The organism is Synechococcus sp. MW101C3 (assembly GCF_002252635.1).
GTDB lineage: Bacteria > Cyanobacteriota > Cyanobacteriia > PCC-6307 > Cyanobiaceae > MW101C3.
This window is the reverse complement of record NZ_NQKX01000002.1, coordinates 216,936-228,953: the sequence shown is the minus strand read 5'-3', so window position 1 is coordinate 228,953 and position 12,018 is coordinate 216,936. Positions and strand designations below refer to the sequence as shown.

The 12,018-nt window shown below is 56.9% G+C and carries 12 protein-coding genes and 1 pseudogene; 6 read left to right on the top strand and 7 right to left on the bottom strand.

What is annotated here, in order from left to right; all coding sequences use genetic code 11:
* Window positions 1–109 precede the first annotated feature (109 nt).
* On the bottom strand, window positions 110–1,525 hold the full coding sequence (locus CJZ80_RS03390) for an amidohydrolase family protein (protein ID WP_094510661.1): 1,416 nt from the start codon (window positions 1,523–1,525) through the stop codon (window positions 110–112).
* 316 nt (window positions 1,526–1,841) lie between these two features.
* Window positions 1,842–2,213, bottom strand: a complete 372-nt coding sequence (locus CJZ80_RS03385; protein ID WP_094510660.1) for an AbrB family transcriptional regulator — start codon at window positions 2,211–2,213, stop codon at window positions 1,842–1,844.
* A gap of 299 nt (window positions 2,214–2,512) precedes the next feature.
* Here CJZ80_RS03385 and CJZ80_RS03380 point away from each other — a divergent pair, with 299 nt between their 5' ends.
* Together CJZ80_RS03380 and CJZ80_RS03375 are read left to right on the top strand one after the other, a co-directional pair.
* On the top strand, window positions 2,513–3,025 hold the full coding sequence (locus tag CJZ80_RS03380) for a TspO/MBR family protein (protein ID WP_094510659.1): 513 nt from the start codon (window positions 2,513–2,515) through the stop codon (window positions 3,023–3,025).
* Window positions 3,026–3,448: 423 nt separating this feature from the next.
* Window positions 3,449–3,910, top strand: coding sequence for a hypothetical protein (locus CJZ80_RS03375; RefSeq protein WP_094510658.1), 462 nt, complete (start codon window positions 3,449–3,451; stop codon window positions 3,908–3,910).
* A 345-nt stretch (window positions 3,911–4,255) separates the two neighbouring features.
* On the opposite strand, the gene CJZ80_RS03370 is transcribed toward CJZ80_RS03375, so the two are convergent.
* Complete coding sequence (locus CJZ80_RS03370) at window positions 4,256–4,657, bottom strand: hypothetical protein (RefSeq protein ID WP_144036897.1); 402 nt, start codon at window positions 4,655–4,657, stop codon at window positions 4,256–4,258.
* A 658-nt stretch (window positions 4,658–5,315) separates the two neighbouring features.
* On the opposite strand from CJZ80_RS03370, the gene CJZ80_RS03365 reads away from it, so the two are divergent.
* A complete protein-coding gene (locus tag CJZ80_RS03365; RefSeq protein WP_094510656.1) occupies window positions 5,316–5,615 on the top strand; it encodes a hypothetical protein in 300 nt (99 codons plus the stop codon).
* Between the two features lie 130 nt (window positions 5,616–5,745).
* Here the strand turns inward: CJZ80_RS03365 and CJZ80_RS03360 are convergent.
* A pseudogene (locus CJZ80_RS03360) lies at window positions 5,746–6,117 on the bottom strand (AbrB family transcriptional regulator).
* A 415-nt stretch (window positions 6,118–6,532) separates the two neighbouring features.
* Between CJZ80_RS03360 and CJZ80_RS14880 the strand changes: the two are divergent.
* Both CJZ80_RS14880 and CJZ80_RS14875 read left to right on the top strand, forming a co-directional pair.
* Window positions 6,533–6,730: a hypothetical protein gene (locus tag CJZ80_RS14880; protein WP_144036896.1), complete on the top strand. Its 198-nt coding sequence runs from the start codon at window positions 6,533–6,535 to the stop codon at window positions 6,728–6,730.
* Between the two features lie 6 nt (window positions 6,731–6,736).
* Entirely contained in the window at window positions 6,737–7,399 is a 663-nt protein-coding gene (locus CJZ80_RS14875) for a hypothetical protein (protein WP_144036895.1), read from the top strand.
* 25 nt (window positions 7,400–7,424) lie between these two features.
* Here CJZ80_RS14875 and CJZ80_RS14870 read toward each other — a convergent pair whose 3' ends face one another.
* Entirely contained in the window at window positions 7,425–8,060 is a 636-nt protein-coding gene (locus CJZ80_RS14870) for a hypothetical protein (protein WP_144036894.1), read from the bottom strand.
* A gap of 442 nt (window positions 8,061–8,502) precedes the next feature.
* On the opposite strand from CJZ80_RS14870, the gene CJZ80_RS03355 reads away from it, so the two are divergent.
* Window positions 8,503–8,667 carry a hypothetical protein gene (locus CJZ80_RS03355; RefSeq protein WP_233132765.1) on the top strand — a complete coding sequence of 55 codons (165 nt, stop codon included), beginning with the start codon at window positions 8,503–8,505 and terminating at the stop codon, window positions 8,665–8,667.
* On the opposite strand, the gene CJZ80_RS03350 is transcribed toward CJZ80_RS03355, so the two are convergent.
* Together CJZ80_RS03350 and CJZ80_RS03345 are read right to left on the bottom strand one after the other, a co-directional pair.
* Entirely contained in the window at window positions 8,668–9,996 is a 1,329-nt protein-coding gene (locus CJZ80_RS03350) for a hypothetical protein (RefSeq protein ID WP_094510654.1), read from the bottom strand.
* Window positions 9,993–11,762, bottom strand: coding sequence for an AAA family ATPase (locus tag CJZ80_RS03345; protein WP_094510653.1), 1,770 nt, complete (start codon window positions 11,760–11,762; stop codon window positions 9,993–9,995). The genes CJZ80_RS03350 and CJZ80_RS03345 overlap by 4 nt, the downstream gene beginning before the upstream one ends.
* Window positions 11,763–12,018 lie beyond the last annotated feature (256 nt).

Genomic DNA, 12,018 nt, shown 5'->3' with positions numbered 1-12,018 from the left:
CATCCCATGCCTGACCTCACAGGCATCCACCAGGCCCTGGTCGAGGACTACCGCGAGTCGATGGAGACCACGCTGCTGCTAACGCAGATCCACTCCTGCGGGATCACGATCAACCCGCCGCGGCAGCGGCCAGGCTGTTCTTGTAGATCCGGCCGTCTTTCATGATCACCAGAAAGCGCTTCTGGGGATCGCCGATCAGATCGAGATTCTCCAGCGGATTGCCATCCACCAGCAGCAGATCGGCCAGTGCACCGCTCTTCACCACCCCCAGAGCACCGGGGTAGGGATTGCGGGGGCCGGAGAGCGCCAGCAGCTTGGCGTTGTCGTGGGTCACCAGCTTGAGGATCTCGGGCGGCGTCATCCACTGCTTCAGCTTGAGGATGTCGGAGTTCTGCTTCACGTTCTGGGCCGGCATGAACAGAAAGTCGGTGCCCCAGGCGAGCTTGACCCCGTACTGCTTCGCCCAGCGAAAGGCGTTGTCGGTTCCCGACACCACGGTGTGCTTCTTCTGCCGCACGTTCTCCGGCGCCGTCGGGGGGGCCTCATCGAGGGCCTGCAGACTCAGCCAGACTCCCTTCTGTGCCAGCAGCTGCATCGTGGCCTGATCGAGCAGCTGGCCGTGCTCGACACACTTCACCCCGGACTCGACAGCTCGCCGCACCGCCTTCGGGGTGTAGGCATGCACCGTCACGTAGGTGCCCCAGTCGGAGGCCGCCTCCACGGCGGCTTTCATCTCATCGAGGGTGTACTGCGTGACATCGAGCGGGTCATAGGCCGAGGCTGCTCCCCCACCAGCCATCACCTTGATCTGGCTGGCCCCGGCCCGCAGGTCCTCGCGGGTGGCGGTGAGCACCTCGTCGCGGCCGTCGGCGATGAAGTTAGCCCCCAGCTTCTCGCCCCGCGACACCTCCCCGAAGAACCGGCGTGAACGCTCATGCGGAAGCCGTGAATCGCCGTGCCCGGAGGTCTGGGAGATCATCGCCCCGCTCGGATAGATGCGAGGACCGGGCAGGCTGCCCCGGTCGATGGCGGGCCTGTCCACCAGCATCGGGCCGCCCAGGTCACGCACGCTGGTGAAGCCCCGCATCAGCATCCGGCCCGCCTCGGCGGTGGCCCGCTCCTGCAGCAGCTTCGGCTCCACCTTGGGATCGAGCAGATCAGCCTGGCTGCTGGCGCTCATCAGCACATGGACGTGGTTGTCGATCAGGCCTGGCATCAGCACCCGACCCGCTCCCTCGATCCGGGTCACCGGCTGCCCCGCATGTGGTGTGATCGGGGTGGTGGTGATGCTTTGGATCGTCCGGCCCACCACCAGCACGTTGCTGGGCGGTGAGAGCTGGGCCGCCTGGCCGTCGAACACCCGCACGTTCTCGAACAGGGTGACCCCAGCAGCAGGGGGGGTGGCCTGGCTCAGCGGGGGCGGAGAGGGTGCTGCCGTGCTTGTCGCCGGCTTGGTGGCCGATGAGGTGCTGCACCCGCTCCCCAGCAGCAGCAGAGCGAGAGCGAAGGGAATAGGGGTGCGCATCAAGACGGCGTTCAAGCTCCATCAGGGTAGGAAAGCGACCGCCGGTCCACCCAACACCCGGGAGGCTGGTTCCAACATCGGACTGGATCAGATACAACGTGCGGCAAGGCGAAGGTTCCAGGGGCGGGTGATGCGGCCGAGCAACCTCAACACTCCATTGCAGCGGAGGAAAGCCCGAACCTCAGCATTTAGATCGTCCCTGGTGTCGTATTGGCCAATGCTCTTCCAGTAGGAACACCTCATGCCGACAAAGCAAAGAAGTGGCGTAAGAAACATCTTGTCGATCATCTCTTTCGCGTTTCGACAGGTAAGCGCGTCAGTCTTCCTCTTCCACTCCGCCCATCGGAATCAGCCGGATCTGCTTACGACCCAGCTTGATCTCGAATTCGTCGCCTGGCTTGAGATCAAGTATGGCGGTGTAGGCCTTACCCACCAGCAGGTTGCCATTGAACTGCACCTTGGTCACGTAGCTCAAGCTGCGGCCACCGGGCCCTTTGCTTTTCCCGCCCCCACTTTCCAAGCTGACGCCCTTCGCTTCCAGCAGTGCCTCATAGAAGGCGGTGTAGTTCAGCCGCTCGCTGCCATCCGTTCTGGTGCTGACATAGCCAGCGGCTCGCACCAGATCAGACTTCGAAGCATCAGGCAGGGCTTTCACGATGGCTAGCAAATCCGATCCGGTAAGGGGCATTGACAAGAAGCTCAGTAAACCGGACCTTATCAGACAATCAGATTGCGGTCATCCCATGTACGCACGGATGGCTCGATCAACGGAGTCTGGCAAGCCTCGCCAACCCCATCACGGTCGAGGTGCGTGTGGTCTTCCTGGAGCAGTTGCTGGACTCGTTGCCAAGAATCAACTGCCGACTACGTCCACCAGCGCCTTGGCCCAGAACCAAGCATGCCGACAGGAGCGTGCTCTGCATCTAACACTGGCAGGTAGCGAGCAGATGCACGCTGATAATTCAGAGGCCTTGCGCCCTGGGGAGAATGGCTGATCGCGGTGGATTCAAGTGGTGGCACGCAGTCACCATCCTTGCGGTTGCAAACGCAACCAGTGCTCTACCCGCAGGCCTTGGAGGGGACTTCGCGTTTTACAACGCGTTTCGACAGCCGGTTGTGGCACCTCCCGACTGGGCCTTCGCCCCGGCCTGGTTGGTTCTCAATGTGACATCCCTGGTGGCCTTGTCACGTATCGCCAATGCGACGGATCGCTCCACTAAGCGGACGGTGTTCCTGTGGTCGGAGGGTGTGGGCTGGGTGCTGTTTTCAGCCTTCACCACCGTCTACTTCCTGCTCCATAGCCCTGTGCTTGGAGCCGCAGATACCGTCGCCGGACTCCTGACCGGTCTGGTCAGCCTGGTGTGCGCGTGGAGGATTGACCGGCTATCGACCAGCTTCATTGCTCTCAGAGTGTTGTGGCTGCTGCTGGCCACCTATGTGTCCCTGTTTGTGGCCCTCTCGAACCCGGACCCGTTCTTCGGCACTGCATCGCTGCTGTAATCCACACAGGACGCGCATCGGTTCGCCCAGAACGGCACCTTGGCGCTGCCCTCGCGCAGCCTGCTGAGACATCAACGTGGCCACGACGGGATCGGCGCCCGCAGCTTGCCTGAAGAAGAGGAAACCGCCGCAGGCGAGACCGGGTTCCGTTGATCCACCAGCCGCTTTACGGGCTCCAGCAGATGGGCCTGGGAATCCGCTCCTTGAAGGTGGTGGAGGAGAACAGGGGCCACTCCGTCCGGTCCTGCTGGCCGCGTATCTGCTCGGTGCCGTTGGTCCAGCCTCTCTTAGCCGGCTGGGTTTTCAGCAGTCTCCTAGTCACCTGGCCCCAGGTGCCAGCGTCAGCACCTCCGCCCGGTCAATCAAACTCCTTCCGAGTCCGGTCGCTTCGTCACCGGGCTTTGTCGTGTCACCCCCTTTGCCATGTCCGAACTCGGGGACATCCACCAGGCCCTGGTTGAGGACAACCGCGGGGCCTTCGAGAATGCAGCCGACCAGCTGCTGGCCCAACCCAGCTGGACCCTGGAGGCCACCGTGGTGCTGATGCACACGGAGACCGGCGAGGTCACCATCGGGCCAGTGCGGAGCCTTCCCCTCTGGCTGGACCACCTACCTTCTGAGCTGGATGCCTTCGTGCGGCTGCAGGAGCAGGGAGTGAGCTTCGAGGCGGCCTACGCCCAGTGCCTGGCGGAGCAGGGGCAGGAGTTCGTCGACGCCTGCGAAACCGCGATGAGGAGCAAACCTTTGGTCACCCACGACAACCTGGCCGAGCTCATGGCCCTCTCCCAGAAAGGCTTTGCCCGGCAGCCCCGAGAGCTGCTGGCGCTGGCCCAGTGGCCCGACCACGTCAGCGGCTTCCTGGTGTCCTGCGAGCGATTTCGTTGACCGACGGCCAGCCGGCATACACAACCACACCCTCGCTCCTCGTCGGCAGCCCCAACAGCTGGAAGCCGGCGGATCTGCTAGCGCCAGAGTTTGATCGCGAACACATCACCCGGCTGGAGGCCCAGGTGGGTGGTGCAGGCGTCATCCGGACCATCCGCCAGGGGTTCGCATGGGTCGGTGCGGAGACAGCGTCATGGCCGTCACAGCGCAAAATGCGGTGGTAGCAAGGGCTGTCACGCTTCCTCATAGGCCTCAACGGAGTTCATAACAGGGAGGCCGCCCCCAAAGTCCTCGGCAGCACCACCCCGAAGGGAATCGGCCGATGGCCCAGCACCTGCCAGGCGTTCAATCCGGTCGACGCTGCTGAGCTGCAGAGACAGCTGAACCCCCACTCGGCGCCGTCGGTACCGCTGCGAGGGCTTGGGTCTCAGCTGCAGCGACGATCTCCGCCAGGCTGAGCGTGAGCGTCGTCAGGCCAGGGCTTTCCTCTTGGATCCGCAACCACTGCCAGTGGCCCTTCAGCCAGATGTTGCGAAAGAAGTAGGCCTGGGGTTCGGAGTCCCATTCGGCCAGCCCCCTCAGCTCCGGGCTTAGAGCCAGCTGGTCGAGACCGTTGGAGAAGACAGCGAGACGGGAGCAGAATGCGATCCACTCCCTGTGGCCGTACGTGCTAATCGACTGACCGAGGATCCCCTCACCGGTGTAGTCGAGCCGCAGGGCAATGATTCCAACGGTGCGGTGCCCCATGGGGATCCAGCCCTGATGACCCACAGGACGTTCTGTGACTTCAGGCTTGAGCAGGACCAAGTGGAGCAGATACTTGCAGGAGCCGGCGCGGCTTCTACGGATCCTGAGCGAGACTTGATCCACCGTAATCTGAACAAAGGGATCAAAGGAGCGTTGAGGCGTTGGATCTGCATTCTCAGCAGAAATCGGGTCGAGGGGACTAGACAGCACCTTGAGCTATTCGTGAACAACAGTAGAATCGGAGTGTTGATTCCTATCGCTGTTCTTTGTTTTGTCAGCGGTTCCAGGTAGGAGGGTCACACAGCGGAAGGGGGTTATGAATCAGATAGGCCTTGGACCTGCTTCGTACAGCAGCACCCGTGCTGAGCTGACGATCTATTGAACCCCAGTCCGCATCAGTCTTCGCCACGCTGGGGCCAGCAAAGGCGAGCGGCCCATGTCACGCGCAGGCTGATTGCGGATATTAATAGCAAGTGGATTCTCTAGATACCTGGCCGCCATTACCCTTGCCCGGGGTGTCATGCGCAACGCAAGCATTGCCAGTATGCAGATGAATTCATGGATAACCTGACTTCGTCTCTCCGGTCAAGTATTGCCAGGCCTGAATGCATCGGACTGCAATAGCCGTGATAGACTACTTCAAGTCTTGGTTGATTCAATGGAAGAGCTATTTGCCTCGGTCACGGAGCTAGCTGCAGCGGTCAGAGCGCAGGGAAAGACAATCAAAGAAATCGAAGAGTGGTCCAAAGACATCTATGGGCTCTTGAGCGGTGTCTCCGCAGAAGTCACGCGTGGAGAGCCTTTCTCCACCGCTGCTGAATTCGAAGAGAAGCTTGATTCGATCGAAGAGACGGTGGATTCCACTGCCGTTGCGCTCGAATCAACGGCCCGCACGGTGGAATCGATGGCTCAAGCACTGGCGATACTGAACCCCGTCAAGAGCTCTACGGCTTCCTGATCATGGAGCGTAGGGGCTAAGCCTGCGGTCATGGATCCGGCACGTCGCTTGTTTGGGGTGTCAGCAAAGACACCCCTCTCACCAGACAGCCAGCACCAAGAAAGGTTCAGCCCACCTAACTGACTGATCGTCAGGCCTCCTCGTCGGATCCACCCACGGGTACCAGGCGGATCTGCTTACGACCCAGCTTAATCTCGAATTCATCGCCCGGCTATAGGTCAAGCAGGCTGGTGTAGGCCTTGCCCACCAGCAGGTTGCCGTTGCCCTGCACCGTGGCCACGTAGCTCAAGGTGCGGCCGGCCTTCCCTTTGCCGGTGCCGATCCCGACTCCGAGACTGACCCCTTTGGCCTCCAGCAGCGCCTCATAGAAAGCGGTGAAGTTCAGCCTTTCACTACCGTCCTTCTTGGTGCTCACATAGCCGGCGGCTCGCACCAGGTCCGACTTCGAGGCCTCAGGCAACGCTTTGATGGTGGCCAGCAGATCCGATCCGATAAGGGCCATGGTCAAGCAAAGTCGGTTAAAAGGAACTTAACCAGCCGGCCCGAGTGCAGCCAGTGGCTTGCCGGAGGTATCGCTCTTTAGGCGGGTCATTCGCAAGACTGTCCATCCCCATCAGCGTCGAGGTAGGTGTGTCCTTGACGCAGCAACTCCTGTGCGCGTGCATAAGGAGTCGATCTCACTGCAGCGATCTCTACGGACTCGGGGAATTGAATCTGCACTGCAGGCTAACCGCCCCGCGGCTCTACCACGCCGTAAGTCCCAGGGTGGCTGATGCCGCCCGGCACTCTCCACACCCTGGTGGGTCTGCGGGAGGCCTGGAACTCAGTAGCTGCCCTTGCCATGAAGTTCTATTTACTAGCTTGACATGCGAACCCTTGTCGTGTATTTTCACGATTGCAAGTTTAAACAAGCATAAGTGATTAATCCACTTGATTTCATTGATCCGTTGACTGAATTGCTTCTTGAGGACGCGATGGATGAGGCACTTTCCGAAGCCAGTGAATCCTTGGCCAGTCAAGAACTTGGACTAGCGCCTAGCTTACTAGAAAGCTTTGGCGAGGCTATCGCGGGAAGCCCACTACTAGAGGAGCGACTCAAAAACATCAGCCTTTGAGTTATAATGCTTGACATTATCCTTCGGGCTCACTCAGAACTAACCAGGACAGAAGCCAATCACCATAGGAGGATATCAAGGCTCAGGGAAACTGGAAACTTTTTAGGTGCCGAGCGTGAAGAGTGTGGCCATTATCGTGCTACCAGGGTTCTACTTGGTAGCCTGTGGATGTGGACTGAAAGTCTTGCTGATGTGCCAAACGACGAAATTCTAGCCAGAATTCGTTACGTCGCAAAACGATGCGATGAGCTAGATTATCATATTAGTAAAGACTTCGGTGCCAAGAATACTCTAGTGCCACTGATCGCCAAGGCCAACATGGCCCTAAAGGTGTTGCACAAGTTCTGGATACCTTTAAGATCCACAAGATCTCAAGAAGTCGATTTGCCGATGAGGGGCGCAGAGGCACTCGTGGCTGAACGTTATGGATGGTTGTTGTATGCAGGCTTTGTTGGAGGTAGCACATGGCGAAATGAATTGACTGCTCTGCTGCCGTGGGCAGATGACGTTGTCGATTGGTGTCACCCATCTCAGAGGCTGTTCGAAATCCTTAAAGACAAGAACTTACTTAGCAATGAACAAGAATGTTATGCAGACAGCTTGAATGCCCTAATGCCCGACTGGAAAAGGAGAAGCGGGTACATTCATAGCATTGCTAGAGCATACTAGGCATTTCCAGCAAGTAGCCGAAGGCCTAGCCCCTAGACTTATGCTTTAGGCGTATCATTTCATCGAAGAAACCAAAGGTGTTGCCCTTGAAAGCGTGCGAGAACATTTCAGCTCCGCAAAGGTGCAGGCCAACTGCGTGAAATGACTCTTGTTGCACTTTCCAGTACTTTGGATCTTCGAAATTGGGCAGCGAGCCATAGTTATGGTATGTCAACTTGCCAGCCATTACTTCAAGGCTGAGGAGCAAGTCTAGATAACAGCGAAAGAGAATCCCAAATGCAATATGTTCCTTAACATGCGGATACCTCTTTGGCAGATCAATGAGCCACTTGAGTTCAGATAAGTTCTTTCGAAGACGAGGCTCAACAACACTTTCAAAAAACAAGGGTGCGTTGATATCGCTAGAAAAGTCCACAACCGCTCCACCGGCATATCTGGTCGGCTCTTCACCTATTTCTCCCGCCGTAAAACGTGTGGCCCAATTGCAGAGCGCTAGTTGCTTGAGAAACAATAGAAAGCGGTCTCTGTAAGCTGGGTTATCAATGTTGTCAGCGAAAATACGAAGAAATAGTTGAGGTGGTCCTTTTAGTTCCGGCAGTGTTGCACTTACCTGCTGTTGAAGAAGTTGTATCTCGCATAGCCAGTCTCGCTTGGCTGTCATTGTGCAGGGGTAAGCTGTTGACATTGTAGCTGCTGCTGCAAAGGGATAGACGAAGAGGAAGCCAGCCTTTGCTCGGACTTAGTGGGATCAGCATAGCTTGAACAACGTGCTAACAAGAGCAGGTGACTGCAAGCCTTGGGATACTGCCGATATCGCTGCTAATCGTGGACTTGCCAGTCTGGGTTAGTCTGAGAAGGCCATAGACAGCACTTGGCCTCAGCCATTCCAATCCATCTGGCACCTCAACTCGAATCAGCCCGGTTGATTCGGTGCTCGAACGACACCGATGCACAGTTCGCCTCGCGCACACTATTGAGGTGGCCTGGGTTTTCAGGACAGGGTCCAACGTTAACCTGTGAGGCGGGGCCCCGCCCCTGAGAGGGGGCTCCCACCCATTAACAAACGCCGCACCCATAGTCCCGAGTTCGAGGCCAAGGTTGCCATGGAGGCGATCAGTGGCCGCAAGACCCTCCAGGAGATCGCCGCTGATCATGCGGTGCACACGGTCCATGTGAATCAGGGGAAGAAGCAGCTGCTGGATAGGGCCACCGACCTGTTCACCCCGGGCAAGAAGACAAAGCCCGCCACAGTGGAACGGTGGTGCTGATCACGAGCGATGACCCAAGATGGAACGTTCAGATGTCATAAGTGCGATGAGACTCCGTAGCTTCTGTGTCGCAAGTTCAGCGTCATGCGGAAGTGATGTGAATACAACCTTCTTCCCTTGATCTAGACTCCATGGGCTGAATAGTTCTGCTGGAGCAACCTCTGGCTGTGACGGATCGACGGGATATGCAAGGAGCCCCCATGCCGCGTTGCCGACAGTTGGAGTATATCTAGCCAAGTAGGCAGCCATTTGGTAAAGATCCTCTCTCTGAGGGCCGTTCGGCGCAAGCCGAGACTTGTGCAGGCGCTTGTACTTCGCATCGGCCACGGCTAGAACATCGTTGTCTCTGCAGAGGACGGCATCAGGGATCAAGGTACCGAGCCCCTGCCCATCGACGTCACTACAGAGAAGCTTCTTGGAGGCGTTTCTCTCCCGAGTGCCGTGCTTCACATTTAGCGGAGTCGCTGCTTTACGGAGAAGGCTTAGTACATACATCTCCCATAGTTCGGCCACATCCAGAAGAACGCCTTTGGTTTCGCCACTTGCATCCACATCAGCAGCAAGTCCGCGTCGATTTGCGATTTGGCGAGATAACTCAGCAATCGGGGCAAACCTTACGGTAATCGGCGTATAACGAATATGATCTAGTTCAGCCTTTGTAGGTACGCGTGGACGTGGTCCTGTTACAGCCATCAAGTGTGGGATGAGTTCCTTTGCGCGAGTGGGCATCCATTGATCGTCAGGAACTCCGAGCCACCGGCGCAAAACGCAATAGGCGGCGATGATGGCATTGGATGCGGCGTGATCCAACGACCGTTCCGATCTGATGGAGACCACCTCCCTGCTTTTCGATGCAATCAATCGAATTGAGGCAGTGACATCAAGTCGCCCGCGGATCGTTGGACCTTTGCTCGCGACATCTCGGCGAAGAGCTGGCAAACCATGGCGCGCGGCCTCGACAAAACCGTGCGCCCAGACTGCTGCCAACAACTGCACAATGAAGGACTCGTCCTGGCGCAAATGCCCTGGCGACTCAATCAGTACAACAGAGGCTGCCTCTGACAGCCAGCTTCTAAGTGCAGCCAGGCCGAAGCGAGGCTCAATCGTCAAACAGTGGCCTTCAGAAGACAGGGAGCCCACGTACCGACCGGCCCACCATGTACCATCCCACGAGCAGTACACGATAGGTTCGTCATCATCGCGGTCGCCTGAGATCGGGACGACGAAATCACCGGTAGAAATGCTCGCTGCGACCCTCCGTAGCCAGTCAGCTTCTGCCGCCGTCGGCTGCGGGTTCAGCGGGGAACAGTCCTTAGCGATTAGTTTCATTCAATCACCGAAGACCTGAGAAAGACCTTGGCGAGCTTATCCAGCTCCCCATTCCGAGAATTGGAATCGAGCCCGGCCAAGTACTGTTCTAACAGAGGCAGCAGGGATAGCTTCCATACCTGAATAACTGGTTCAAGCGCTTTGCCATTCCTGTTCCAGAGATAGTTCTGCCTACGTGTTGGACGCAGGCCAAGGAAATTCCGGAGGAACACCACCACATCAAGAAGGTAGGTGTGTCCGATTTCATACTGGGAACCCAAAACATCACTGTTGTGAATCTCGCGATTCAATTCGGTGGCTGCACCTGCCAGTCCTCGAAAGTCAGCTTCTACCCGATCCCAGGAAATGCCGCAACCAAGATCATCCCATTTAGCTTCGGCAGCCGCGATAAGTGCCTCGGCGTCAAAGGGACACAATTCCCAAAGGAAGCGGCGACGCAGGGCAAAGTCAATCTGTTCAATGGACTGGTCGATCAGATTCATCGTTCCAATCACAAACAGATCATCTGGAATCCGCAACTTGAGTGTTTCCTCGTTCCCATTGCGCGCTGGCAATTCGATCGTCTGATTCCGATCCTCCAATAACGAAAAACACTCGCCCAACATCCGACTCAGGTCTGTTCGGTTCATCTCATCGAGAATCAGCACATGTGGAAGACGCACCTCTCTCGGTATCTTCTCGATGTCTTCGATTAGTCTTGGAAGGTAACCTGGCCGATATTCTGTTGCACCGTTATCAGAGATGTGCAAGCCACGTACAAAGTCTTCATAGCCGTAGGAGGGGTGAAGCTGTAAACGGTGCACATTGGTCTTGATGGCCTCTGTGATCTCTGCCTGTGATTTAAAATATCGAGCAGGCCCCCATTGTGAGAGTGCAACTGAATGGATAATTCGTTGAGCCATCTTTTTGGCTCGAAACGTCTTTCCAGTTCCTGGTGGGCCAAATAACACGATCTGTTTCTTGTACTGGATGACCTCAAGAGACGAATCCTTGTCCCAGGCTGCTTCCAACGGTGGCCAGTAAAAGTCGAGACTTTGATTCGGCAGCAATGCCTCGAGAGCTCTCCGGATTGCCAAAAGATTTCGATCTTCATTGTCCGATTCGTCTGGGATCAAACCTGAGAACTCTGCGATGACCCGTCTCTTATGACTTCCACTCGCGATGCGCTCAAATTCGTCAGGGAAAAGCAGGTGGAGCATCATGTGCCGGAGTTGCTTTGACTCTGCATCCTCGATGCCATTGACAAGCTCTTGGAAACGCCACGGATCCGCTGCTGTCTCCTGCTGCTCGGCGGAGTTGAGCTTCTTCCAGGCAATGGTGAAGTTGATAAGGAATGCGATTTCAAATGGTCGACGGGTGTTGTAACCCTGACCGCCGCTACCGATGCCATGCTCAAAGGCCTGGGAAACAAGACTGCTCTGAGGAAGACTGTCCCCAACCCAACCAAAAACTTCATTGACGACTTCCCGTTTTCGGATTCCACTGACACTCGAAGGGAACAAGAAGTACACACATAGGAGCTCGCCTGCAAGGCGAACCACGTCCTGGCCAGCTGGCCTGACCTGATCACGAAGCTTCTCGATAAAGGATCGATCACCTTCATCGGGGGCCTCTACAAAAGCTCGATGGATATGCTGCAGCAGTTCGGCCTGCCAAAGTGATTCGCCAGCAAAGACAAGAGAGCCATCCTGGAGCAGGCAGTTTTCGAGAAAGCACTTCGACGCTTCATAGATCTTTTGAGAGTCGTTTCCCGGAAGGCGTGCCATTATTCTATGTAAATGCGTGAGAGAGGGAAGTGATAAGGATATTCCCTATGGACGCTAGCATCCGGGAATGCGCATGAAACGACAGTTCAAATGCCCCGAGTATCAGGTGTTACACGGCCGGACTATTCTAAGCTCAAATGTGATCAGAATGTACAAATCTACGCCCATGGGCCATGGCTGCGCGCCATAGCGCAGAGACAAAGGCTGTCAATACCTGCACATTCTGGCATTCACACTCTTCATCCTAATGATGCAA